At 64.7% G+C, this 23,422-nt stretch carries 22 protein-coding genes and 1 tRNA gene; 15 read left to right on the top strand and 8 right to left on the bottom strand.

The features are described 5' to 3' along the window. Window positions 1-792 carry a DUF502 domain-containing protein gene (locus ACVW17_RS27760; RefSeq protein WP_456754821.1) on the bottom strand — a complete coding sequence of 264 codons (792 nt, stop codon included), beginning with the start codon at window positions 790-792 and terminating at the stop codon, window positions 1-3. 95 nt (window positions 793-887) lie between these two features. After that, the gene (gene glmS, locus ACVW17_RS27765; RefSeq protein WP_456754822.1) at window positions 888-2,714 is read right to left on the bottom strand and encodes a glutamine--fructose-6-phosphate transaminase (isomerizing); all 1,827 of its coding nucleotides are present in this window, start codon (window positions 2,712-2,714) and stop codon (window positions 888-890) included. Window positions 2,715-3,173: 459 nt separating this feature from the next. Between glmS and ACVW17_RS27770 the strand changes: the two genes are divergently transcribed. Beyond that, window positions 3,174-4,388 carry a sensor domain-containing diguanylate cyclase gene (locus ACVW17_RS27770; RefSeq protein WP_456754823.1) on the top strand — a complete coding sequence of 405 codons (1,215 nt, stop codon included), beginning with the start codon at window positions 3,174-3,176 and terminating at the stop codon, window positions 4,386-4,388. Window positions 4,389-4,498: 110 nt separating this feature from the next. On the opposite strand, the gene ACVW17_RS27775 is transcribed toward ACVW17_RS27770, so the two are convergent. Both ACVW17_RS27775 and ACVW17_RS27780 read right to left on the bottom strand, forming a co-directional pair. After that, window positions 4,499-5,293, bottom strand: a complete 795-nt coding sequence (locus ACVW17_RS27775; RefSeq protein ID WP_456754824.1) for an adenylate/guanylate cyclase domain-containing protein — start codon at window positions 5,291-5,293, stop codon at window positions 4,499-4,501. Window positions 5,294-5,428: 135 nt separating this feature from the next. Continuing rightward, entirely contained in the window at window positions 5,429-6,514 is a 1,086-nt protein-coding gene (locus tag ACVW17_RS27780) for a carbon-nitrogen hydrolase family protein (protein WP_456754825.1), read from the bottom strand. Window positions 6,515-6,679: 165 nt separating this feature from the next. On the opposite strand from ACVW17_RS27780, the gene ACVW17_RS27785 reads away from it, so the two are divergent. From ACVW17_RS27785 to ACVW17_RS27815, 7 genes are all read left to right on the top strand, one after another. Beyond that, window positions 6,680-7,630, top strand: coding sequence for a LysR family transcriptional regulator (locus ACVW17_RS27785; protein ID WP_456754826.1), 951 nt, complete (start codon window positions 6,680-6,682; stop codon window positions 7,628-7,630). Between the two features lie 79 nt (window positions 7,631-7,709). Beyond that, a complete protein-coding gene (locus ACVW17_RS27790) occupies window positions 7,710-8,012 on the top strand; it encodes a DUF485 domain-containing protein (RefSeq protein ID WP_456754827.1) in 303 nt (100 codons plus the stop codon). A gap of 13 nt (window positions 8,013-8,025) precedes the next feature. Next, window positions 8,026-9,609 carry a solute symporter family protein gene (locus ACVW17_RS27795; RefSeq protein WP_456754828.1) on the top strand — a complete coding sequence of 528 codons (1,584 nt, stop codon included), beginning with the start codon at window positions 8,026-8,028 and terminating at the stop codon, window positions 9,607-9,609. Between the two features lie 858 nt (window positions 9,610-10,467). Further along, the gene (locus ACVW17_RS27800; RefSeq protein ID WP_456754829.1) at window positions 10,468-10,923 is read left to right on the top strand and encodes an Hsp20 family protein; all 456 of its coding nucleotides are present in this window, start codon (window positions 10,468-10,470) and stop codon (window positions 10,921-10,923) included. Window positions 10,924-10,995: 72 nt separating this feature from the next. Then, window positions 10,996-11,313, top strand: coding sequence for a hypothetical protein (locus tag ACVW17_RS27805; protein WP_456754830.1), 318 nt, complete (start codon window positions 10,996-10,998; stop codon window positions 11,311-11,313). Window positions 11,314-11,322: 9 nt separating this feature from the next. Beyond that, on the top strand, window positions 11,323-11,643 hold the full coding sequence (locus tag ACVW17_RS27810; RefSeq protein WP_456754831.1) for a hypothetical protein: 321 nt from the start codon (window positions 11,323-11,325) through the stop codon (window positions 11,641-11,643). Further along, the gene (locus ACVW17_RS27815) at window positions 11,640-11,816 is read left to right on the top strand and encodes a hypothetical protein (protein ID WP_456754832.1); all 177 of its coding nucleotides are present in this window, start codon (window positions 11,640-11,642) and stop codon (window positions 11,814-11,816) included. Before ACVW17_RS27810 ends, ACVW17_RS27815 begins: the two co-directional genes overlap by 4 nt. A 153-nt stretch (window positions 11,817-11,969) precedes the next feature. Here the strand turns inward: ACVW17_RS27815 and glmU are convergent, their stop codons facing one another. Continuing rightward, entirely contained in the window at window positions 11,970-13,328 is a 1,359-nt protein-coding gene (gene glmU / locus ACVW17_RS27820; protein WP_456754833.1) for a bifunctional UDP-N-acetylglucosamine diphosphorylase/glucosamine-1-phosphate N-acetyltransferase GlmU, read from the bottom strand. 183 nt (window positions 13,329-13,511) lie between these two features. On the opposite strand from glmU, the gene ACVW17_RS27825 reads away from it, so the two are divergent. Beyond that, window positions 13,512-14,879 (top strand): hypothetical protein, encoded by a 1,368-nt coding sequence (locus ACVW17_RS27825; protein ID WP_456754834.1) that lies wholly within the window; start codon window positions 13,512-13,514, stop codon window positions 14,877-14,879. Between the two features lie 96 nt (window positions 14,880-14,975). Beyond that, entirely contained in the window at window positions 14,976-15,356 is a 381-nt protein-coding gene (locus ACVW17_RS27830) for a hypothetical protein (RefSeq protein WP_456754835.1), read from the top strand. Here ACVW17_RS27830 and ACVW17_RS27835 read toward each other — a convergent pair. Then, a complete protein-coding gene (locus tag ACVW17_RS27835) occupies window positions 15,316-16,944 on the bottom strand; it encodes a glycoside hydrolase family 17 protein (RefSeq protein ID WP_456798103.1) in 1,629 nt (542 codons plus the stop codon). The two genes, ACVW17_RS27830 and ACVW17_RS27835, sit on opposite strands and share 41 nt — an antisense overlap. A gap of 245 nt (window positions 16,945-17,189) precedes the next feature. Here ACVW17_RS27835 and ACVW17_RS27840 point away from each other — a divergent pair, with 245 nt between their 5' ends. The 5 genes from ACVW17_RS27840 (at window position 17,190) to ACVW17_RS27860 (ending at window position 22,443) form a co-directional block, all read left to right on the top strand. After that, window positions 17,190-17,804, top strand: coding sequence for a beta-1-3, beta-1-6-glucan biosynthesis protein (locus ACVW17_RS27840; RefSeq protein WP_456754837.1), 615 nt, complete (start codon window positions 17,190-17,192; stop codon window positions 17,802-17,804). A 195-nt stretch (window positions 17,805-17,999) separates the two neighbouring features. Further along, a complete protein-coding gene (locus ACVW17_RS27845; RefSeq protein ID WP_456754838.1) occupies window positions 18,000-20,828 on the top strand; it encodes a glycosyltransferase in 2,829 nt (942 codons plus the stop codon). Between the two features lie 254 nt (window positions 20,829-21,082). After that, window positions 21,083-21,158: transfer RNA gene (locus tag ACVW17_RS27850), tRNA-Lys, on the top strand. 47 nt (window positions 21,159-21,205) lie between these two features. Beyond that, the gene (locus tag ACVW17_RS27855; RefSeq protein WP_456798104.1) at window positions 21,206-22,246 is read left to right on the top strand and encodes a hypothetical protein; all 1,041 of its coding nucleotides are present in this window, start codon (window positions 21,206-21,208) and stop codon (window positions 22,244-22,246) included. Beyond that, window positions 22,243-22,443 (top strand): hypothetical protein, encoded by a 201-nt coding sequence (locus ACVW17_RS27860; protein ID WP_456798105.1) that lies wholly within the window; start codon window positions 22,243-22,245, stop codon window positions 22,441-22,443. Before ACVW17_RS27855 ends, ACVW17_RS27860 begins: the two co-directional genes overlap by 4 nt. 52 nt (window positions 22,444-22,495) lie before the next feature. Here ACVW17_RS27860 and ACVW17_RS27865 read toward each other — a convergent pair whose 3' ends face one another. Both ACVW17_RS27865 and ACVW17_RS27870 read right to left on the bottom strand, forming a co-directional pair. Then, a complete protein-coding gene (locus tag ACVW17_RS27865) occupies window positions 22,496-23,143 on the bottom strand; it encodes a hypothetical protein (RefSeq protein ID WP_456798106.1) in 648 nt (215 codons plus the stop codon). 15 nt (window positions 23,144-23,158) lie between these two features. Beyond that, window positions 23,159-23,353, bottom strand: coding sequence for a hypothetical protein (locus ACVW17_RS27870; protein WP_456798107.1), 195 nt, complete (start codon window positions 23,351-23,353; stop codon window positions 23,159-23,161). Window positions 23,354-23,422: the final 69 nt, after the last annotated feature.

Genomic DNA, 23,422 nt, shown 5'->3' on the forward strand with positions numbered 1-23,422 from the left:
CTAACCCTCGACTTTGGCCGGCGCCGCCGGCTGCAGCGAGGCCTGGTTGGCCGTACCCTGGTTGGCAATGCGCGCGGCATTGGCCATGCCGGCGAGTGCCGCGGCGCGCTTCTGGTCGGTGGAGCCGGGCTGCACCACGCCGGCCGACATGATCAGCGTCGCGGCATCCTCGGTGCTCATCTCGATCTCGATGATCTTGCTCTTCGGCACGTAGAAGAAGAAGCCGGTGGTCGGGTTCGGCGCGCAGGGCAGGAACACCGAGATATGCTCCTCCTCGCCGGGCAGGCTGGCCGCGAGCTCGGCGTTCGGCGCCTGCGAGATCAGCACGATCGACCACATGCCGGGCGAAGGAAACTCGACCAGGCCGACGCGGCGGAAGCTCGAGCCGTTGCCCGAGAACAGCGTCTCGAACACCTGCTTCAGGCCGCGATAGATCGCGCGCACCGCAGGGATCCGGCCGAGCAGCCGCTCGCCCAGATCAACCAGGGTGCGGCCGATCAGATTGGCGGTGAGGAAGCCGAGCAGCGTCAGCGCGATGACCGCGACGATCAGGCCGGAACCGGGCAGCCCGAACGGCAGATAGGTTTCCGGCCGGTAGGCCGTCGGCACGAACGGGCGGACCAGATTGTCGACCCAGTTCACGAACCACCAGGTCAAATACAGGGTGATCGCGACCGGCCCGGCCACCACAAGGCCGGTCAGGAAATAGGTGCGAAAACGCGCCATCAGCCCGCGGGGGGCATCCGGGGCCAATTCACCCGTCGAGGCGGGAGGCACTTGGTTGGAAGTCATTGCGGTTCCAGGGTCGTCGAAGCGGCCGTAGTCCACCACCCAGCTAAGCCATTCCGGCGCATTTTTGAAGGGCCGCGTAGCGGCCCCGCTTGCGACTATTCGACCGTGACTGATTTGGCCAGATTCCGGGGCTGATCGACGTCGGTGCCCATCACCACGGCGGTATGATAGGCGAGCAGCTGCACCGGGACGGCGTAGACCATGGGCGCGAAGGTCGCCCCCATGTCCGGCATCACGATCGTCACCAGCGACTGGATGGTGGCCTCCGCGGCGCCCTTGGCGTCGGTCATCAGGATGATCTTGCCGCCACGGGCGGCGACCTCCTGCATGTTGGAAACGGTCTTCTCGAACACCTTGTCGTGGGGTGCGATCACCACGACCGGCATGTGCTCGTCGATCAGCGCGATCGGCCCGTGCTTGAGCTCGCCGGCGGCATAGCCCTCGGCATGAATGTAGGAAATTTCCTTCAGCTTCAGCGCGCCTTCCAGCGCCAGCGGATAGCTGGTGCCGCGGCCGAGATAGAGCACGTCGCGCGACTTCGCGATCTCGCGCGCCAGTTTCTCGATCTGCAGCTCGGTGGTGAGCGCTTCCGACATCAGCCGCGGAATTTCGACCAGGCCATGCACCAGCTTGGCCTCGTCGGCATCGGACAGCTCGCCGCGCGCCTTGCCGGCGGCAACCGCGAGCGAGGCCAGCACCATCAGCTGGCAGGTGAACGCCTTGGTCGAAGCGACGCCGATCTCGGGACCGGCGAGCGTCTGCAGCACGGTCTCGCTCTCGCGCGCGATCGTCGAGGTCGGCACGTTGACGACCGAGAGCGTGTGCGCGCCCTGCGACTTGGCGTAGCGCAGCGCCGCCAGCGTGTCGGCGGTTTCGCCGGACTGCGAGATGAAGATCGCGAGGTCACCCTTGCGCAGCGGCGCTTCGCGGTACCGGAATTCGGAGGCGACATCGAGCTCGACCGGCAGCCGCGCCAGCCTCTCCAGCCAGTATTTCGCGACGAAACCGGCATAGCTCGCGGTGCCGCAGGCCGTGATCGAGACGCGCTGGATATCCTTGAAGTCGAACGGCAGCTTGACCGGCATGGTGACGCGCTCGGTCGCCATGTCGACATAGCGGGCCAGCGTGTGCCCGACCACTTCCGGCTGCTCGTGGATCTCCTTGGCCATGAAGTGGCGGTAGTTCGCCTTGTCGACTAGCGCCGTCGCGGTGGTGTGCTTGATCGCCTCGCGGTGGACGATGGCGTTGTCCTTGTCGAAGATGGTGGCGCCCTTGCGGTTCAAGACCACCCAGTCGCCGTCCTCGAGATAGCTGATCGTGTCGGTGAACGGCCCGAGCGCAATTGCATCCGAGCCGAGATACATCTCGCCGTCGCCATGGCCGATCGCGAGCGGCGGGCCGTTGCGGGCGCCGATCATCAGATCGTCATGGCCGGCGAAGATGAAGCCGAGGGCGAACGCGCCACGCAGCTGCGACAGCACCGCCCTCACCGCCTCGACCGGCGCGACGCCGCCCTTGAGCAGATCGTCGACCAGATGCACCACGACCTCGGTGTCGGTCTCCGTCGAGAACACCGCGCCCTTGGCTTCGAGATGGTCGCGCAGCTCGCGGAAATTCTCGATGATGCCGTTATGCACCACGGCGACGCGTTCGGTGGCGTGCGGATGCGCGTTGTTCTCGGTCGGCCGGCCATGGGTGGCCCAGCGGGTGTGGCCGATGCCGGTATGGCCGCCGAGCGGCTTGGCTTCCAGCCGGGCCTCGAGATTTTTCAGCTTGCCCTCGGCGCGGCGCCGCGCCAGGCCGCCGTTCTCCAGCGTGGCGACACCAGCGGAATCATAGCCGCGATATTCGAGCCGCTTGAGCGAATCCACCAATTGCTCCGCGACCGGAGCGCGTCCAAGAATGCCGACGATGCCGCACATGCGGTTCAATGTCCCCAAAATCGCCGAAAATTTGCCGAAGCGGCGACACGGTCCCTTAACGGGAATCGCCGGCCGCGCGATACTCAATAATTATTGCCGATTGCGACAATCTTAAACGGCCGCCTCGATGCGAAAGGCTGGTTAATCGGGGCTAACCATTTTGGCAAGAGTGCGTCGGCAGGCGCTCTCGTCGGCAGCCCGGCTTGAGCCGTCGTACGCCTTCCGGAACAGCCTTACCAGCTGTCCGGTCTCTGTCCATTGGTCGAGCCGCGCGGGCGCTGAAGTGAGTCACCAGACCGCAAAAGATTCCAGTCGGAATGGTCGCGGCATGTTTGCGCATGGCGTGTTTTGCAGCACCGCCGCCTAAGAGCGGTACAACCACCGCCGGCAAACGCTGCAAGCCGCGTCAACGCCTCGTTAATGCCTTTCGGAGAGGGTGCCGCCGCCGGAGGTACCCTGATGCAAACCACGCACGATCGTGAGACGCCGCGACTGGACGTGCTCGCGGAACTCGACATCCTCGACACGCCGCGCGAGCTTGCCTTCGACCGGTTGACCGGATTATGCCGGAAGATCTTTCGCGTACCGATGTCGACGCTGACGCTGATCGACGGCCATCGGCAGTGGTTCAAGGCCTCTGAGGGCATGCAGGATCGCGAGACCGCACGCGGACCGGCGCTCTGCAACATCGCGATCGCGCAGGACCACCCCCTCGTCATTGCGGACACGCTGCGCGACCCGCGCCTCGCCGACAACGTCTTCGTGCACGGCAAGCCCCATATCCGTTTCTATGCCGGCGCGCAGCTCAAGATTTCAGGCGCGGTGGTCGGGACATTGTGCGCGATGGATACCAGCCCGCGCGACTTCGATGCCGACGCCATCAGCATGCTGTGCGATCTTGCGGCCATTGCCGTCGACGAACTGATGCTGCGTAACCTGTCGATGCAGGATGGCCTCACCGGCTGCTCGTCGCGGCGTGCCTTCCGCGGCGAAGGCGAACGGCTGACCGCGCTGGCCGGGCGGCATCTCAGTCCGCTTGCCTGTGCCGTGCTCGATGTCGATCACTTCAAATCGGTCAACGATACCTACGGCCATGCCGTCGGCGACATGGTGCTGGCGGCGGTCGCGGACGCTGCGCGTTGTGCGCTGCGCGGCTCCGACACGATCGGCCGGCTCGGCGGCGAGGAGTTCGGCATCCTGTTGCCGCACACCGGGCTCGACCAGGCGATGGGCGTGCTCGAGAAGGTGCGCGCCGCCGTCGCCGCGACCCGGATCGAGACGCCGGCCGGCACGATCCGCGTCACCTGCAGCCTCGGCGGCGCGGCCCTGTCGCCAGGCAATTGCTTCGACGACATGCTGCGCAACGCCGATCTTGCGATGTACGGCGCCAAACAGGGCGGCCGCAACCAGGCGCTGGCCTGGGTGGATCGTGCGCCGTCGATTGCGCCGACCGCGCGGCGCGTGTTCAAGGCCGGTACGATCAGCTTCAATGCCGGCCATTCCACCATCGACTGTACGGTGCGTGGACTGTCGCGCCAGACGGCGACCATCGAGGTGCTGTCCACGTCCGGCATCCCCGATCAGTTCAAGCTCGCCATCGCCGCCGACGCGCTGTCGCGGGCCTGCCGGATCACGGGCAAGGCCGACAACAGGATCGAGGTCGCCTTTACCTGAGGAGCGCCTTTGGAGTGTGGAAGCCAGTCGGCGCAAAGTAGCCAACCTCTCTCCGTCGTCGTTCCGGGGCTCGCGCCAAGAGGCGCGCCCCGGAATGACGAGTGGTTGCCTCAATGCTCGACCAGATAGAGCCGCCAGCGCTCCGGCACACCCTTGAGCTGGTGCGCGCCGCGGTCCTTGAAGCGGACTTCGGACTTCGCCATCAGATCCCTGACCGCGCTCGAGACCAGCACCTCGCCGGCCCGCGCCTTCGCTGCGACACGCGCGCCGATGTGAAACGCAAGACCGATCACCTCCGCCCCGCTCACCTTGTATTCGCCCGCATGCAGCCCGACCCTGATCTCGAGCCCGAGCGTGCGCACGGCGTCGCGGATTGCGGTCGCGCAACGGATCCCGGCCGCCGGCGCGCGGAACGTCGCCAGCAGACCGTCTCCCGTCGTCACGACTTCCTTGCCCCGCATGGCCTTCAGCTCCCTGCGCACCGCGACGTAGTAGTGATTCATCACCGTCGCCCAGCGCGTGTCGCCGAGCCGCGCGGCCTTTTCGGTGGATCGGACGATGTCGACATAGAGGATCGTGGCGAGCGCCTGTTTGAGTTGTGAGTCCCGATCGATGGTCAGGCGCCGGTTCGCGATGTTTCCGGTCAGAGGCTCATAGCGATGGCTGCGCCGCCGCGCGATGGCGGCCTTGGTGTAGTCCTGGGCACGCGGCACCGTGCGGCAGCGAATGGTTTTTTCCTGCGGCGGAAACGTCCAGTAGACCTTTCGCCCGGCTCCGGCGCCGTGAACCTCCACCGCGCCCCACTTCAGGAACACCGTCGATCCGGTCCGTCGAATGCACCAGGCCTTCGACGTGTATCCGGACACGTTCGATTGATGGACTCCGATGCGAAGGAATTTGGGCATGAACGTCCGGCCGGTCGAACGAGCGCTTGAGGCTTACTCGTCGAGCGTAATCAGACATTCCCGCGTTGGCAACAGGAGTGGTTCACAGGAGTGTTTCGCAGGCGACCGGCATTTGCGCAGACGCTCGAACCGGTGTCAGGCGCGAAACATGCGACCGCTCTGGAGCCTGATGAGTTCGCGCCCCTGCCCGTTCGATCCGGTGTCGGCATCGTCGGGCGGGATTGCCTCGTCTTGCGCTTCCGCGATGGGCTCATCGCGAAATCGTGCCGGGGTCAGCCGGCTGCGGTCGACCGTCAAGCCGAAGATGTCGAAGCGGTTGTAATAGCCGACCACATCGTGAAACTGCTTCGGCTCGACGCAACGATTGAGATCGATCTCCGCGTAAGCGATGCCCTCCTGGTCCTGCAATTCATCGCCGAACACGACCCCGGTCGGATCGACGAAGAAGCTCGCGGCGCGCGGCGTCCGGTCGATCACGTCGGCGATGCTGCTGTCGCGTTCGATGAGGAAGCTGCGCATCGCCGCGTCCATGTAGCCGGCGGTCACGATCCCGAACACCTTGGCTTCGAAGCAGTGGGCGCTGGCGCGGATGCGGTTGGCGGCGACATTGTCGAAATTGCCGCCGCCGGCCGGACGCCGGGTCGGCCACATCGGCGGCCAGCTCGAGATGTGCACCTGTTCGCCCTGCGCCATAAGCGCGAAGCGCGCCAGCGGATTGGTATTCTCGCCGCAGATCAACCCGCCGATCCGGCCCTGCCGCGTCTCGGCGACCTGAAGGCCCGCGCCGTCGCCCGACGACCACACCAGTTTCTCATAGAAGGTCGGAACCAGCTTGCGATGATGGACCAGGATGTCGCCGGTCTCGCCGATCAACAGGTTCGAATTCCACAGCCCGCCGACGCTGACGGCCGAGCGCTCGCTGATGCCGATCGAGACCGTGACGCCGAGGGCGCGCGCCTCGGCGCACAGCTGCGCGACTTCAGGTCCGTCCGCCAGCACGGATTGCTCGGCCATGCGCACGAACAGGTCGTGGTTGTCGATCGGAGGCCACAGCGCGGCCCAGACCGGAAAGGCGGGAATGTAGGTTTCGGGAAACGCGATCAGCTCGGCGCCGGCCCTGGCCGCCTCGCGGATGATGGCGATCGCCTTCTCGGTGGTGGCCCGGCTGTCGAGGAAGACGGGCGCGGCGTGGACGGCAGCAGCCTTGAAACGAGGGAGCATCGTGAAAATCCCGGCTAGGATGAGGGGAGCGAAGCGGTATCATCCCGGCCTTGGCGGCATGCATGGGAATTGTCGCAAGGCCGGTTGCGAAGGATCGGAGCCGCCGGGCGCTGGAACGGGAATTGCTTTGCTGACTGACGAGGGGCCGCAATCCGGAGGCAGGTCATGTTCGATACGATCAACTGGGACGATTTGCGGGTGTTTCTCTGCGCCGCCCGCGCCGGCAATTTGAGCCAGACAGCCAAGCGGCTGCGGCTGGACCATTCCACCGTCAGCCGGCGCATCGCCCAGATGGAAGCCTCGCTCGGGATTGCGGTGTTCGAACGTCACCGCACCGGCCTCAAGCTCAACGACGTCGGCGAGCGGCTGCTGCGGCATGCCGAGCGGGTCGAGAGCGCTGTCATCGCCATTCGCGAGGAAGCCAGCGCCAGCGACACCCAGGAGCTCGCCGGGACGGTGCGGCTCGCGACCATGGAGGGCATCGCCTCGCTCTACCTGGCGCAACGCTTCGCCAAGCTGCGCCGCAGCGCGCCGCAACTCTCCGTCGAGCTCGTCACGTCAGCCCAGACGGTCTACGTCCACAAGCGCGAAGCCGACCTGTTCGTGTCGTTCTTCCGGCCGCCCGGTCCGGGCCTGATCTCGGAGCGCATCGGCAAGTTCCGGCTCGGGCTGTTCGCGAGCCAGGACTATCTCGACCGTCACGGCATGCCGGCAAGCCTGCGCGACCTCGGGGATCATTGGTTCGTGTCCTATATCGAGGATCTGGTCCAGGTCGACTCGGTGCGCTGGCTCGCCGACGTCATCGAGGAGCCGAAGGTCGCCTTCCACTCCAACAGCATGATCGCGCAGATGAATGCGGCAGCGGGCGGCCTCGGCATCGTGATGCTGCCGAGCTTTGCCACCAATAACCGGCCCGACCTCATCCCCGTTCTGCCAGCCCTCGCCAGCACCGCTCGCGAGGTCTGGCTCAATGTGCACAGCGACCTGCAATTTGCCCCGCGCATCCGCGCCGTCCGCGCGTTCCTGAAGAATACCCTGAAGCAGGACCCCGACATGCAGGTCTCGCTGGCGGACGCCGTGCCGCAGCCGCGCACAGCAGATTGCAAAAATCCATAATTCCCTTCCATCGGGGCCCGGCTGAAGCTTGCCCGATTGGCGCAAGGCGTTGCGCGCTGAAGGTTTGATGGGGGCCGATATGAACGCGATGAGTCCGGGCAATGCCAAGCCGACGCCGAACGGCGTTGCACTTGCCAAGCGACTTGCCAAGCGACGGTTGACCGTCGCGCTCATCCTGAGCGCTGCGATGATCGTGATCTATTTCGGCTTCATGGCGCTGTTCGCGTTCGACAAGCCGCTGCTCGGCACCATCCTGGCGCCCGGGCTGTCGCTTTGCATCCTGCTCGGCCCGCTCGTCATCATCTCATCCTTCGTGCTCTGTCTGATCTACGTGCTGTGGGCGAACCGGGTGTTCGACGCCGGCATCCGCAACCTTCGCTGAAGAGGCAGAGCAGATGGGCAGCAGCACACTTTCGATCGGGTTCTTCTTCGCCTTCATGGCATTGACGCTGGCGATCACCTATTGGGCTGCGCGGCGCACGCGCACCACGGAGCACTTCTTTGCCGCCGGCGGACAGGTCACGGCATGGCAGAACGGCTGGGCCCTCGCGGGGGACTTCCTGAGCGCCGCCGCGCTGCTCGGGATTGCCGGCATCGTCACCTCGAACGGTTTCGACGGCATGGTCTATTCGATCGGGTGGCTGGTCGGCTGGCCGATCATCCTGTTCCTGATCGTGGAGCCATTGCGCAATGTCGGCCGCTTCACCTTTGCCGATGTGGTGGCCTATCGCCTGCGCCAGCGCCCGGTGCGGCTCGCCGGCGCGGTCGGCACCCTCGCCGTCATCCTGTTCTACCTGATCGCCCAGATGGTCGCGACGGGATCGCTGATCAAGCTGCTGTTCGGCCTGCCCTATACCTGGTCGGTCGCCGTGGTCGGCAGCGTGATGCTGGTCTATGTGCTGTTCGGCGGCATGCTGGCGACGACCTGGGTGCAGGTGGTGAAGGCCGCGCTGTTGATGGGCGGAGGCATCCTGCTCGCCTTCCTGGTGCTGACCCATTTTGACATGAACCCGCTGAAGCTGTTCGCCGCGGCGTCCGAGAAATACGGCAGCAGGGTCCTGCAGCCGGGATCGAAGGTGGTCTCGGGACAGTGGGACGCGATCTCGCTCGGGCTCGGCCTGATGTTCGGGACCGCTGCGATGCCCCACGTGCTGATGCGGGCCTACACGGTGAAGGACGCCAAGGCCGCGCGGCTGTCGATCCTCTATGCCACCGGCCTGATCGGCGTGTTTCACCTCATGGTCTTCATCATCGGCTTCGGCGCGATGGTGCTGGTCGGTCCCGAGGCGGTGGCAAAGGCCGGAGGCGGCGGCAACATGGCCGCCCCCCTGCTCGCACTCGCCGTCGGCGGCAATGCGTTCTTCGGCTTCATCTGCGCGGTCGCGTTCGCGACCATGCTCGCCGTCGTCGCCGGGCTGACGCTGTCGGGCGTCGCCACGCTTTGCCACGACGTCTGGGCCAATGTGATCCGCAACGGCAGCGCCTCGGAGACCGAGCAGCTCAAGGTCGCGCGGATCGCGACCGTCATGATCTCGATCTTCGCCATCATTCTCGGCATCGCATTCGAAGGCCAGAATGTCGCCTTCATGGCGGGGCTCGCGTTCTCGGTCGCCTGCGCCGCCAATTTCCCCTCGCTGGTGCTCGCCATCACCTGGCGCCGTTTCACGACGCCTGCGGCGGTCGCGAGCATCCTGGTCGGCACGCTGAGCTCGCTGGTGCTGATCTATCTGTCGCCGACCATCCAGGTCGACATCCTCGGCAAGCCGCTGGCCGCGATCGAGCATCAATGGTGGTTCGTGTCGCTGCGCAATCCGGCGATCATCAGCATGCCGCTGTCCTTTGCGGTCGCGATCCTGCTGTCGCTGGTCACGCGGGAGAAGAATGCCGATCTCGCCTTTGACGAGATGCAGCAGCGCATCCTGCTTGGACCGGTCCAGCCAAGCGCCAACGAGCCCGCACGGGCGAAGAGCGCGGCCTGAGCCTGTCGGCAATCCCGATCGCGTAGCCGGCGCGGACGTCCATCTGTGACGCGAACGGCATCGGAACTTTTCTCTCCGTCGGGATTTTTGCTGTTTTGGGGCAGCGAACGTCAGCATTGGAGAGAGGAGAGCCATGAAGCGGCGACGCCGGGTTAAGCAGATTTTCCCCCTTGAAGAACGCCTCGCCCAGGAAGCCAAAGCGCTGCGCAAACGGGCTAAGGCGCTTCCGCCCAGTCGAGAGCGAGAAGCATTGCTGAGGAAGGCGCGACACGATGAGACCACGGCTCATTTGACGGAATGGCTGATGTCATCAGGCCCACGGGGCCCGATCTAGGACGGGACGACATGCCGGCGAACCACCACCATATCGACGGAGTGGAAATCGCCTTTGTCTGCGCCGCGGCGGTGTCCTTTGTGACCCTGATCGCAAGCGTGGCTTGGCTCTTGGTTTGGTGAAATCCCGCTCCCCGTGATTCAAGCTGCAAAACCGGCCATTCGCCCGAACGCCCCGGCTCGGCTGGCGGCTGTGCTTGGCAGATGATCGCTTGTGGAGGATGCTGAGCCTGCCGCTGATGGCAGCCTCAATGCGTCCGACGGATGAGCTATCTCACGACGTGTCGGACACGTCTCCGGCCGCGGCTACCACCCCGCCGGCAGGTCCGGCAGTCGTTCCCCGCACGACCGGCCAAGGCCGACTTTTTTTCACGACACTTCTTGACTTCCGAAACCGGTTTTCTAATTTTTTGCTCGCTAGGCCCTTGCGGGCCAGCACCTGGGCGCCAGTCGGGCCCAGGCGAGACGGGCACCGGTCGTGTCCGGTGCCATTCATATCCATCTTGCTCTATGGAGGATTTGGCTATGCGCACATACGACTTCTCTCCCCTGTTCCGGTCAGCCATTGGCTTTGATCGGCTCTTTGACCTCGCCGAGACCGTCCAACGTGCCGGCGAAGACAATTATCCCCCCTATAATATCGAACGGCTTGCCGAGGATCGGTACCAGATCGCGCTCGCGATCGCCGGCTTTGCCCCTGACGAGATATCGGTGACGGCAGAGCAGAACGTTCTGACCATCGAAGGCACGAAGGTCGAAAAGGCCGAGCGTGAGTACATCTATCAGGGCATCTCGACACGTCGCTTCAAACGACTGTTCAGCCTGGCCGATCACGTCGAGGTCAAGAGCGCGTCGTTCGATAACGGCCTGCTCAGGATCGAGCTCGCCCGTGAAGTGCCGGAGGCCATGAAGCCGAGGCGAATTGCGATCAATGCAGTTCCAAGCAAGGCGACGCGCCAGTTGGAAGGCGTGGCAGCCTAACGATCCGCAAAGCCGCGCTCCGCTGGGGCGCGGCTCCTCATCTCTGGCTTCGTCTCAAGAATGGAGGCACCCATGCGGCCGACGACCGCGACTGTCGACAATGTCCTTGCATTTCGCCAGCCCAGAGGCAGGCAATACGAACATCCGCGCGATGTGCTGCGCGATCCCTGCCTGACGGTGGCGGCGAAGAGAAGCATTCTGGCATCCTGGGCTTCGGATGCCTGCGCCGTCGCATCCAATCCTGCTCTGCGCGCGCCTCCAGAACTCAGATCGCCCGTTCCAGTGGGCGATATCCTCGATGCGCTGCGCACCCTTGACGATCCGCGCGAACCGCCAGGAGGCAGGCCGGCCCGGCTCCACTCCACCGAGCGCCGCGTCGCTGCTGCATAGGAGCGGCCCATGACCGAGATCAGGCTTCCGAAGCAAGTCATCGACAGGATTGAAGATCGCTGGTGGTCAAGGTTCAACAAAGATCGGCAGCGAACTTCGGAACAGATCGATGAGCGCCTCGAACGGCTGCGCGCACATCGCAACAATGTTGGCCGATATCGGCGGCTGCTCGGCACCGAGCTTTCCGACCTGGAACGCGATTTCGTCAACCGACGTCTTACTGAAGAGATGGCAGCGATGCAGGTGTTGGCGGCCGACATACCGCCTCTTGTCCTTGATCCACCGGCGAACGAGCAAATTGTCGGGCAGTCAGGAGAGGGCCGGCCATGACAGAGCTGCAGCGTCTGCTCATACGTGGGAGCGAAAAGGTCATCAGCCATTATCAATTCCTGCTCGATACCGCGAAATCAGACCACGAGCGCGAGCTGCTCACGCGACGAATCGAGAAGGAACGACAGATGCTGAACGATCTGCTTTATGGCGCGTCTGCGCGTGCGGCCTGACCAGCCGCGACGAGCAAGAAGTATGTCGCGAGAATTCAGCGCGTGTCCCGCTGACTGCGCCGCATACTCCTTGTCGTCCCTGCCTGGTGCGCACCAGGCAGGGACGACATCTTGGTGTGGCGGCAGGTTCGCGATCACGCCAAAAGGAGAAGACTACTTCCCCTTCGCTGCCTTCGCCTTCAGCTTCGCCGCGCGGTAGCGCGCCGCGCCGCCGTCGCGGATCGACTGTTCGCTGCGCTCGATGGCCATCGCATCGTCGGGCACGTCCCTGGTGATGACCGAGCCGGAGCCGATATAGGCGCCCTTGCCGATCGTCACCGGCGCGACCAGCGACGAATTGGTGCCGACAAAGGCGCCCTCGCCGATCAGCGTCCTGTGCTTGAGGAAGCCGTCATAGTTGCAGGTGATGGTGCCGGCGCCGAGGTTGGAATTGGCGCCGACATGGGCGTCGCCGACATAGGAGAGATGGTTGACCTTGACGCCGGCCTCGAGCGTCGCAGCCTTCGTCTCGACGAAATTACCGATCCGCGCGCCGTCGCCGAGCGAGGTGCCGGGCCGCAGCCGCGCATAGGGACCGACCGACACCTGCTTGCCGATGCTGGCCTCGACAATGTGCGAGAAAGCATGGATCACGGCGCCGTCGTCGATCGCAACGCCCGGGCCGATCACCACGAACGGCTCGATCACGACGTCCTTGCCGAACTTGGTGTCGGCGGCGAGATAGACGGTCTCCGGCGCGATCAGGGTCACGCCGGCCTCGAGCGCCTGCTTGCGCAGCCGCGCCTGCATCACAGCCTCGGCCTCGGCGAGCTGCGCCTTGGTGTTGATGCCGCGCACTTCGTCTTCGCTGGTCTCGATCACGACGGCCTCCAGTCCCAATTCCTTGACGATGGTCACGGCATCGGTCAGATAAAATTCGCCCTTGGCATTAGCCTTGCCGATCTTCTCGATGATCGCGAGCGCGGTCTTGCCGTCGAACGCCATCACGCCGGCATTGCACAGCGTGATCTTGCGTTCCTCGGGGCTGGCGTCGGCCTGCTCGCGGATCGCGACCAGTCTGCCGTTCTCGACCACCAGACGGCCGTAGCCGGCCGGGTCGGCGGCACGGAAACCGAGCACCGCCAGCGCAGCACCCTCGCGCAGCGGCGCACGCATGCGCGCAAAGGTCTCGGCCGAGATCAGCGGCGTGTCGCCGAACGCGACCAGCAGGTCGTCGGCGCCGCTGGCGATCGCCTCGCGTGCGGCCAGCACCGCATGTGCGGTGCCGAGCCGCTCGCGCTGCACGAAGGTCTGCGCGTCGGGCCGCACCCGGCGGGCTTCGGCGGCAACCGCCTCATGGTCCGGTCCGATCACGACCGCGAGCTGCGATCCGTCGCCGGAGGCGGCGGCATTGAGCACATGCGCCAGCAGCGTCTGCCCGGCCACCGGGTGCAGCACCTTCGGCAGCGACGAGCGCATCCGCGTGCCCTCGCCGGCCGCAAGCACCACTGTCAGGCTGGTTCGCGCAGTCATTCGCAATCCTCGATCTCGCGCGCAGCTCGCTGCGCCAAACTTGGTTCGAGGCCGTCTTTAATTGTTTTCCCCGCCGGAAGAAACCGATTCGCCTCCGTGGCGCTCCGGATTCAAGTTCCCGATCCATTTCCTGTTAATCTTTGCCTCGTGATTCGGCGGGCCTTGAGGAGGGCCAAGCGGGCTTTGGCCAAAGATCGCGACAATCTGGCGGCGGAATTCGACACCGAGAGCAGCTCCGGCTTTTTGGCCGAGGAGGATGCTTTCGATCGTCGCATGCTCTGGCGGCTCGGGTCGTGGGGCGTGGCCGCGGTCGGCGCAGTCACCGTCGCGGTAATGGCCAACCAGTCGGCGCTGACGCTGAAGCGCAATCAGATCGCCGCAACCGACGTCGCGCGCCAGGCCCAGCAATTGCAGACGCTGGCCAAGGAGAGCCACAACGAGACGCGCCGGCTGGCGTCAGCGATCGATACGCTGAACGCCGATCGCGACCGGCTCTATTCGCGCGTCACCACACTGGAACAAGGCTTGGAATCCGTGACCGGCGCGATCGCCAAGCAGCCCGCGGCGCCAGCTCTAGCGCCGCCCGCACCAGCCAATTCGGCGCCAGCAGCTCCGGCACCGGCACCAACTGTCGCCGGTGTCGCCACGATACCGCCGGCCGCGTCGGACAAGCCGCCGACGGCCGACAAGGTGCCGGCATCTGCCGACAGCAAGCCGCCCGCAGCGATCGAGAAGACCGTTGCGGCGGCTGAAAAGCCCGCCGCCGACAAGAAACCAGCGCCCGCGGCGTCGAAGCCGCAAGTCGCCGCGGAGAGGCCGCCCGCCTCCGACAATGCGCCGCCGGCTTCGTCCGCCGCCCCGTCCGTTGCCAGTCCAATGAGCGCCGCTGCTGCGGCCACCGCAGTGGACACCAAAGCCGCTGCGCCGCCGCCCTCCGACAAGCCGCTGACTGATAGGCCTCAGCTGGCATCGCTCGATCCCGCCTCGACCAAGCCGGCCGAAACGGCCAAGCCGCCGACCGCGAGCGATGCGGGCGTGGCGCCGAATCCACCGCCGGTGATCAAGGCGGATCCCGACGCCGACGCGGAGGACGAGGCGGACGCGCCGAAGGCCCAGATCCAGCGCACCGAGTTCGGCGTCGATCTCGGCACGGCAAATTCGGTCAATGGACTGCGCGCGCTGTGGCGGGGCCTGCTAAAGTCGAAGTCCAATGCCGCGCTGGCCGCGCTGCGGCCGATCATCGTCATCAAGGAGAACGGCAACGGGCTCGGCATGCAGCTGCGCCTGGTGGCCGGACCGCTGAACGACGCCGGCACCGCCGCCAAGATCTGCGCCGGCCTCAGCCTGGTCCAGCGGACCTGCGAGACCGCGGTCTATGACGGCCAGCGGCTGGCCTTGAACGAGCCGCCCGCCGCAGCCAGGCCGGCCCTGCCGCACCGGCGGTTCGTGCCGAAGCGCGCCGCCGTGGCGCCGCCGCAGCAGGCTGTTGCCGAGGACAAGAAGCCGGAGCCTTCGACGATCTCCTCGATGTTCCGGCGCAACAGCCAATGATGATGCCAGGCCAATGGATTGCGGCCAAATTCTCGACCGATTTCGCGGCTTACGCCGAGCCTTGTCCCCGCCCCCTTTCCCGACCATAGTGCCGCGATGACCAAACCACCGTTCCGCCTCTCCCCCTATCAGGTCCAGTTCCTGCTGGTCGTGGGCTTCCTCACCGTCGGCTACGCGCTGTATGTGCGCTATCTGGCCATCGAGTTCTCTCCGGTCGCGCTGGCCTGCGACGCCGGCGGGCAGACCATGCTCTGCAAGGCCCGCGCGCTCTCGACCGTGCTGTTCAAGAACTCGGTGTTCGGGATCACGGCGCTGGTGATCGCCGTGCTGAATCTGACGCGGCCGTCGATCGTGCTGCTCACCGCCGGCCTGATCGCCGCGGGGCTCGGCATCGTGCTCTACAACGTCGTGCTGTCGGGCCTGGCGATCGGACTGTTTATCCTGGGTTTTGCGCGGCCCGCGCCCGCCACAGCGTAGCGGCCAGCAGCAGGAACATCACGCAGGTCCAGTCCGACTGCCAGTTGATCGTCCCCTCGTTGAAGATGGTATAGGCGGCAGCGATCGCCAGCAGACCGGCGAATACGGATTCCGCAATCGGCCGGACGCCCTCCTTCGGACGGTTGAGCATGGTCAGCAGCGCGAACGGCACCACGGCCATGGTCAGCGAGGCATAGGGGAAATCGCGGTAACGCGGATCGAAGGCGAAGCCGAGCGCGGCTTCGGCCGCGATCACGGTGGTCGCCGCCAGCACGATCGCCAGCACCGCCCCGAACATACCCTTGCCGCGATAGTCGCGCGGTCCGACCAGTTCGAGGAAGGTCGGCAGCGAGCGCCCGGCGATCAGCGCATGCGCGGTCAATAGCGGCGCGGCGATGCCGGCCGCCAGCAGCACGCCCCAATGCAGCCAGCCGGCAACGCCGTAGCTCTCGTAATACATCTTGTCGCCGGCGATCCCGAGCAGCGTCCCCGCCGTGGTCGCCGAAAGGCCGACCGCGATCCAGGCCGCCGGCCGCGGCGTCCAGGGCCGGCGCCGCAACGTCAGCCAGGCGACCAGGAAGGTGACGACCGACAGCGCCATGCCGCCGGCCATCTGCAGCTTCCAGTCGGGATAGTTGCTGATCGCAACGCCCGGCGGATACTTCACCTGCCGCTTGATCGAATCGAACAGGCCCCAATTGCCGCCGACGGTGCCCTCGAGCTTGCGCTTCCAGGGCTGGTCATAGGCCTCGATCAGGTTGACGCGAAAGCCCTCGCGCTTGGCGAGGTCGAGGATCTCCGACACCACCCGCGCCTGGTTGGTGCGCGACGGCAGTGCGCCCTCCCGCATCCGCCCCTGGCTCGGCCAGCCGGTCTCGCCGATCAGGATCTCCTTGCCGGGAAACGTCACCGCCATCCGCTTACGGATATCGTCGACATGCGCCGCGGCGTATTTGGCCTTGATCGGGATGTCCTCCCAATACGGCAGGATGTGAATGGTGATGAAATCGACCGCGTCATAGATCTCGCGGTTCTTCACCCAGTATTCCCAGACGTCGGCATAGGTGACCGGGATATTGCCGGCCGAAGCCTTCACCGCGCGGATGTTGCCGGCAAGATCGGCGGCCGTCATCTCGCCGCGCAGCAGCACCTCGTTGCCGACGATCAGCGAGGTGACGACACCGGGATATTCCTTGGCGAGGCGGACTGCGATGGCGATCTGCTGCAGGTTCTTGAAGCGGTTGCTGCTGAGCCAGATGCCCTGCATCACCGTCAGCCCGACCTTGGCCGCAACGCCGGGGACCTGGTCGAGGCCGTTCTCGATCGAATAGGTGCGCACGCAGTCGGTGACCTTGGCGAGATCGGTCAGATCCTGCTCGATCTGCTCGACCGGGACTTGTGTCGTAGGATCAAGCGGCGTCTGGGCGCCGCGGAACGGCGTGTAGGACACGCATTGCAGCTTTGCGGCCGGATCGATCGGCGCACGCGCGAGCGTGATCGGCGTGGCGAGCCACCACCACACGGAAGCAATCACGACGAGCGAGATCAGGAGAAGCGCCAGTGGCGTACGAAGCGAAATCGGTTCCATCCTCCGGGGGACCGTCGAATTAGCCGGTCACAGCCCATCTGCCAAGAGCGGGATTAGGTCAATACCATGGTTGTCCTGCGACAGTTTCGCGCCGGATCGATAAAGTTGTGAGTTTGCTGGACAAAATACCAAATTCCAGTCATCTGACTCCGCCAGAGTCTCCGCCGCACTGGAGACCTATTTGGACGGCATCACGCGAGCCGTTAGGATGATCCCGCGGGGGCAGGAACATTATCGGGGAATACATGCGTCGACGGCTGCTTGAGTTGAAGAACACTGCTTTGCGTCACCTTGCCGTCACCGGCGTTGTGGCCAGTCTTGCGCTCCTGACCGGAGCCGGCGGCGCTTTCGCCCAGAGCGGCACGCCGAATCCGCCGGATCAGGCCAAACAGCAGCCCGGAAATCCGGCCGATGCGAACGCCAATGCCGCGCGGGAGGCGAACCAGCGCAAGGTCGAGGAGTTCGGCGAGGCTCAGCAGGCCATCAACGGCCCAGCCGGCAACCCGGAATGCGTCTGGCTCGGCCGCCGTGTGGTCCGCCTGATGTGGAACGACGACCTCGACACCGCGTTCCGCCACCTTGACCTGTATGACCGGTTCGGCTGCCCCGGCGGTCACGTCCAGGCTGCGTTCCGCTGCCTGACCCGGTTCGGCGCCCAGATCGACGACAAGGTGCGCGGCAGCCTCGACGGCCGCATCCACGCCTGCTGGATCAATCCGGGCGCCCAGCCGCAGGCCGCGGCGGCTGCCGCGGCGCCGAGCCCGGCACCGTCGACCGCCGGCAACGCCGCGCCCGCACCGGCTGCCTCGCCCTCGCCTGCACCGGCCCCGTCGGCCACACCTGCGCCGGCGTCGAAATAGCGGCGCTCGCGCGACCGGGGGTCCGGCCGCGATTTTTTCGCGGCTGGAACGGCTTGCGCCCTTAAAACGCCATCGCGGCACACCAGTTGTTAAATCGGATGGCGGAGATATCTTTTCCTCCACCGTGATATTGGTCGAACCCAGGGGACGGGTTCGCTTAGTCCTCACTCTCAGGCCCCGTATGGTTTAACCGCGATGCGCGCCGTCGTCGCCGTCCTGTTGCTTGTCACCGCCGCCCACGCCGCCCTGTGGGGTCTCTTCCAGGAGAAACAGTCGGCGCCCGATTTCCGCGGCACGCTGCCGAGCCTGTCCTACGCCCCGTTCGAGTCAGGGCACACCGTCGCTGACGTTGCTGCCGACACCGAGAAGGTGCGCGCCGATCTCAGAAAGCTCTCCACCCTCACGAAAGCGGTCCGGCTCTATTCATCGACCGAAGGCAACGAACTGGTGCCTCCGGTTGCCGCCGAGTTCGGCATGAAGGTCACCGTCGGCGCGTGGATCGACAAGGACGCCAACCGCAACAATCGCGAGCTCGACGCCGCGATCAACCTGGCCAAGCGCAACAGCAACGTCATCGGCATCGTGGTCGGCAACGAAACCGTGTTCCGCGGCGAGCAGGTCCCGCTCGAAAACCTCGGCACGGTTCCGGAGATCGGCGTGTCGCCTGAGGACTCCGAGCGAATCCTGCGCGAGGAAGCACAGCGCCTTCACGACGCGGATACGCAGCCCGAGGACAAGCGCGCCGAAGCGGTCAAATGGGCGGTTGCCGAAAACAACGTGCAGCGGCTGGTCAGGGTGATTCAGCGGGTCAAGAAGTCGGTCAACGTTCCCGTCACGACCGGCGAAATCTGGAACATCTGGCGCGATCATCCGCAGCTCGCCAACTCGGCCGACTTCATCGCCGCCCACGTGCTGCCGTACTGGGAAAACTTCACCGACAAGCAGGCGGTCGACCAGGCGGTCGATCGCTACAATCTGTTGCGCGACTCCTTCCCCGGCAAACGCATCCTGATCGCCGAATTCGGCTGGCCGAGCCAGGGCTACAATCTGCGCAACGCCGAGCCGGGCGCGTTCCAGCAGGCCACCGTGCTGCGCAACTTCGTTACCCGCGCCGAAGCCATCGGCATGGACTACAACATCGTCGAGGCCATCGATCAGCCCTGGAAGTTCTTCGAAGGCGGCGTCGGTCCCTATTGGGGCATCCTCAATGCCGACCGCGAGGCGAAGTTCGCCTGGACCGGACCGATCACCGACCTGAACTACTGGAAGATCGCGCTGGTCGCCGTGCTGGTCGGGCTGTTCATGTCGCTGCCGATCCTGCGGCTGGACCAGCCGACCGTGATGCAGGCGCTGCTGCTGTCGGCCGCGGCCAATGGCGTCGGCGCCTGGGTTGCGACCGTGTTCTCATACTGGACCACGCACTATTTCGTCTGGGGCTCGGCGTTTGCGCTCAGCCTTGGCCTGGTGCTCCTGGTTCCTCTCGTACTTATCGCGATGGCGCGGATCGAGGAGATCGCGGCGGTGGCATTCGGCCGCGGCCCGCGTAGGCTGATCGGCAAGAGCGCGCCGCTGGCGCCGGCCACGATCGGCGAGAACGTCAAGTTCCCGAAAGTCTCGATCCACATCCCGGCTTACTTTGAGCCGGTCGAGATGCTGAAGCAGACGCTCGATGCGGTGTCGCGGCTTGACTATCCGAACTTCGAGTGCGTCTGCATCATCAACAATACGCCCGATCCCGACTTCTGGCGGCCGATCCAGGATCACTGCCGGCTGCTCGGCGAGCGCTTCAAGTTCATCAATGCCGAGAAGGTGCAGGGCTTCAAGGCCGGCGCGCTGCGCATCGCGATGGAACGCACCGCGGCCGACGCCGAGATCATCGGCATCATCGACGCCGACTATGTCGTGCACCCGGATTGGCTGAAGGACCTGGTGCCGGCCTTCGCCGACCCGCGCGTCGGACTGGTGCAGGCGCCGCAGGAGCACCGCGACGGCGACCGCTCGCTGATGCACTACATCATGAACGGGGAATATGCCGGCTTCTTCGATATCGGCATGGTCCAGCGCAACGAGTTCAACGCCATCATCGTGCACGGCACGATGTGCCTGATTCGACGCGCCGCGATGGACAAGGTCGGCGGCTGGTCCTCCGACACGATCTGCGAGGACACCGATCTCGGCCTCTCGATCCAGCAGGCGGGCTGGCTCACGCACTACACCAATGTGCGTTACGGCGAAGGCCTGCTGCCTGACACCTACGAGGCCTTCAAGAAGCAGCGCCATCGCTGGGCCTATGGCGGCTTCCAGATCGTCAAGAAGCACTGGCGGCGCTTCCTGCCCGGCGCCAGCCGGCTGACGCCCGATCAGCGCCGCGAATTCTCGCTCGGCTGGCTCAACTGGCTCGGGGCCGAAAGCCTCGGCGTCGTGGTTGCGATCCTCAATCTGATCTGGGTGCCGATCGTCGCCTTCGCCGACATCGCGATCCCCGACAAGATCCTGACCTTGCCGATCATCGCCTCCTTCGTCGTCTCGCTCGTACATTTCGTCGCGCTCTACCGGCTGCGGGTGAACATCAAGGCCGGCCAGATGCTGGGCGCCATGATCGCGGCGATGAGCGTGCAGTGGACGGTGTCGCGCGCGGTGGCGCAGGGCCTGATCACCGAACATCTCGCCTTCGCCCGCACCTCCAAGGGCGGCCTGTCGCGCATGTCGATCGAATTCCAGGCGTTCTGGGAAGCGGTGATCGGCGTACTGCTGCTGATCGGCGCGATCGTGCTGATCGTGACCAACGGCTTCAAGCAGGTGCGCGAAATCTACATCTTCGCCGGCGTGCTGGTGCTGCAAAGCCTGCCGTTCCTAGCCGCGGTTTCAATCGCGATCCTGGAGAATTCGCGGATCAACGAGTTCGCGTTCTGGCGTAACAGCGCGATCCGCACCGCGGAACTGATCGGACTTCGCCCGGTCAGCCTGCCCTCGGTCGCCGCCCCGCAGCAGCCGGTCGGCTCGGAAATCCGCCACGACGGCTAACGCCTGATCCGGACCCCGAGGGCCGCGTCAGCGCAAAGTGCGCAGCGGTTTTCCGGAAAGATCATGCGCAAACAAAGTCAACTTCAAGAAACGGCCCTAACCGCAGGCGCCGAATGGGCAAATCCGCCGCAACGGTACACAATTGACCGCCCGCCGGCTATTGACCCGATGGGCCCCGCCCCCTACACAGCGCGGACTGGAGCATGATCCGGAGCGGTTCACCGCTTGCGTCCGGATCTGATGTTCAGGTGAGTGAGCGCGTAGCTCAGGCGGTAGAGCACGTGACTTTTAATCATGGGGTCGAGGGTTCGAGTCCCTCCGCGCTCACCAAATTACTCATAGTATCAAATAGTTGGAAGAAGCTATACGAAGGACGGGTGGTCTATCGGATTTCGTGTCCGCCCCATGTCCGCAAATGTTCGGCGGCAGCGATCAGCCAAAAGCAGCAATTATTGGTTGCGCTTTTTGCTTGTCTCGACTCGAAGACCATGCCCAAATGGCCAAATTGCTTGGTGAAAGATTTTTTGATGACGATTGCCGCTTGCTACCTCTCGCCTGAGGGAGTCGTCCTCGGAGCGGACAGCACCACGACGTACAACGGGATCAATGGCATCCCGCACTACTTCAATCAGGCGCAAAAGCTATTCGAGGTGGGAGACGGTGGATCGCTCGGCATGGTCACTTGGGGATTGGGCGGGCTCGCCGTAAGCAGCTACAGGCAGCTTATCGCCGTGTTCGCTGATGACCTCGTCGCGAACCCGCCAACCAGCGTACAGGACGCGGCATCTCGCTGGTGTCACAGTTTCTGGCAACAATACGTCGCATGTCCTTACGCGAAGGATATAGCTCGCTGCGCGACGCTGGCGCAGAAGGCGCCGTTCGATCCGAGCGGCCAATCCCCCACCGCAAGGACGCAGGCAGAGGAAGATGAGCTGAATCAACTGCGTGAAAATTTCACGGTGGGCTTTTGCTTGGGAGGATACGCTGACAACAGCCGCGCGCCGGCCGCGTATCAGATGATCTTCGACCCCGCCCAGGGTCAGCCTCAGCCTGACCCCATTCCTCTCAGCGCATATCGGTTCTGGGGAGCCCCGAACTTCATCAAGCGTTTACTTTTCGGCTGCGATGATGGGCTCAAGTCGGCGATTCTGGACAGCGGTAAGTGGGCAGGAACACCGCAAGACCTGGATGCGTTAGTGGGACAATTCGAGCTGGGTCACCCGGTCGTACCGATCAGGGACGCCATTGACTTTGCTCATGCGTGCATTCAAAGCACCATCAAAGCCATAAAGTTCTCGAATTTTCCGCAGATTTGTGGCGGTCCGATCGAGATTGCGGTGATCACGGTCGATCGCAAGTTTCGTTGGGTAAAGCACAAACCTTGGGATACTGCGATAAACGAAGGAAACGCGTCATGATGCTGAGATTTGGCCAGTCATCCAGTCCCCGCACGACTGCGAGCGAGTCAACTGACATCAAGGCAAACACAGAAATTCCTGCCGCCCCGAACCTCACAAGAAACATTCGGGCCATCTTGGGCAACCAACGGAGTTACGTCGAGATCCGCGCGGTGAAGGACCTGCCCGTGGCGGCGAAGATCGCCGGCGATAAATAAGGCTGGGCGGACCCCGCCGCTTTGCTGGCAGCGGGGCCGTGCCCGTGGGCGCTTATTGCAAATCTTCAAGAGCAGCCATCGCGTTCTGCACTGCGAAATGCAGCCAGGGCCGCCGCGCATCCCCATCGTAAAGATTGTCGGGCCAGAGATTCCCGGCCTCGACGTGCTCGAGGCCGTACCTCAGCAGCGCCACAACCGCGGCCACTGAGCCAAGGTCTGTGCTCAACATCTCGCAAGCCAGCTCATCGACGGCCGAAAATTCCGCAATCACCCGCTTCTGGTAGCTTATCCAGCGCGGATCATCGGTTTTGCAAAGCTCAAGCTCAGCGCCGAAGATGCTGCTACGTCGCCGGTCTTTCCGGATCGAGTCGCACAGCGCGTCTTCCTCTGCGCCAAGCAGATTGAGCGCTGCAGCCATTCGCTTGTGACGCTCGATCATTCCAAAGATTGGCTCGGTACCGAGCGTCGATGCTTGGGCCATCGCCGCGGCCGGGACGGTAGCCGCCACAGCGGCGGCAGAAGCGAGTGTGCTCATTAGTGCTCTCCGATTCATTCCAGCCCCGCTGGCAAGAATCGGCGAGCCGCCGGAAAGTTCTGGCACGTTTTTGACTCCCTGCCCCGCGATCGAGCGGCTATCGGGAATCAATTGCGACGACGACAATCGCTCGGCGCCCTGGGCGCCATGACGGTACGCTTTCATGTTTGCGACCCTCCGTTACGCCGTCTCGAGGGTGCGGGTCACTTGGACGGCTTCTGCGCCCCCGCTGGCGGGGCTGCGTGGCGGGTCGACATTGACCTGCGCTGGGCTCAGTCCGTCGTCCTCGGCGGCCTTGAAGGCGGCCGCGACGTAGGGATCGCGGAAGAGTGAGGAAAGCGGTTTTGTGGTAGACTGGCGGACAGCTTGGGCCATGGGTTAGCTCCGTGGTTCGGGTTAGAGCCGGGAGCGAGGTTGCCGCCTTGCCCCGGCTTGATTTCGTGA

Source organism: Bradyrhizobium sp. USDA 4473, from assembly GCF_054063335.1.

Excerpts from the sequence above, each read along its gene's own strand:
- glmU (WP_456754833.1), bottom strand. The coding sequence starts at position 13,328 with ATGACTGCGCGAACCAGCCTGACAGTGGTGCTTGCGGCCGGCGAGGGC.
- ACVW17_RS27785 (WP_456754826.1), top strand. The coding sequence starts at position 6,680 with ATGTTCGATACGATCAACTGGGACGATTTGCGGGTGTTTCTCTGCGCC.
- ACVW17_RS27815 (WP_456754832.1), top strand. The coding sequence starts at position 11,640 with ATGACAGAGCTGCAGCGTCTGCTCATACGTGGGAGCGAAAAGGTCATC.
- ACVW17_RS27835 (WP_456798103.1), bottom strand. The coding sequence starts at position 16,944 with ATGGAACCGATTTCGCTTCGTACGCCACTGGCGCTTCTCCTGATCTCG.
- ACVW17_RS27845 (WP_456754838.1), top strand. The coding sequence starts at position 18,000 with ATGCGCGCCGTCGTCGCCGTCCTGTTGCTTGTCACCGCCGCCCACGCC.
- ACVW17_RS27795 (WP_456754828.1), top strand. The coding sequence starts at position 8,026 with ATGGGCAGCAGCACACTTTCGATCGGGTTCTTCTTCGCCTTCATGGCA.
- ACVW17_RS27790 (WP_456754827.1), top strand. The coding sequence starts at position 7,710 with ATGAACGCGATGAGTCCGGGCAATGCCAAGCCGACGCCGAACGGCGTT.
- ACVW17_RS27840 (WP_456754837.1), top strand. The coding sequence starts at position 17,190 with ATGCGTCGACGGCTGCTTGAGTTGAAGAACACTGCTTTGCGTCACCTT.
- glmS (WP_456754822.1), bottom strand. The coding sequence starts at position 2,714 with ATGTGCGGCATCGTCGGCATTCTTGGACGCGCTCCGGTCGCGGAGCAA.
- ACVW17_RS27860 (WP_456798105.1), top strand. The coding sequence starts at position 22,243 with ATGATGCTGAGATTTGGCCAGTCATCCAGTCCCCGCACGACTGCGAGC.
- ACVW17_RS27865 (WP_456798106.1), bottom strand. The coding sequence starts at position 23,143 with ATGAAAGCGTACCGTCATGGCGCCCAGGGCGCCGAGCGATTGTCGTCG.
- ACVW17_RS27830 (WP_456754835.1), top strand. The coding sequence starts at position 14,976 with ATGACCAAACCACCGTTCCGCCTCTCCCCCTATCAGGTCCAGTTCCTG.
- ACVW17_RS27775 (WP_456754824.1), bottom strand. The coding sequence starts at position 5,293 with ATGCCCAAATTCCTTCGCATCGGAGTCCATCAATCGAACGTGTCCGGA.
- ACVW17_RS27870 (WP_456798107.1), bottom strand. The coding sequence starts at position 23,353 with ATGGCCCAAGCTGTCCGCCAGTCTACCACAAAACCGCTTTCCTCACTC.
- ACVW17_RS27810 (WP_456754831.1), top strand. The coding sequence starts at position 11,323 with ATGACCGAGATCAGGCTTCCGAAGCAAGTCATCGACAGGATTGAAGAT.
- ACVW17_RS27805 (WP_456754830.1), top strand. The coding sequence starts at position 10,996 with ATGCGGCCGACGACCGCGACTGTCGACAATGTCCTTGCATTTCGCCAG.
- ACVW17_RS27780 (WP_456754825.1), bottom strand. The coding sequence starts at position 6,514 with ATGCTCCCTCGTTTCAAGGCTGCTGCCGTCCACGCCGCGCCCGTCTTC.
- ACVW17_RS27760 (WP_456754821.1), bottom strand. The coding sequence starts at position 792 with ATGACTTCCAACCAAGTGCCTCCCGCCTCGACGGGTGAATTGGCCCCG.
- ACVW17_RS27800 (WP_456754829.1), top strand. The coding sequence starts at position 10,468 with ATGCGCACATACGACTTCTCTCCCCTGTTCCGGTCAGCCATTGGCTTT.
- ACVW17_RS27770 (WP_456754823.1), top strand. The coding sequence starts at position 3,174 with ATGCAAACCACGCACGATCGTGAGACGCCGCGACTGGACGTGCTCGCG.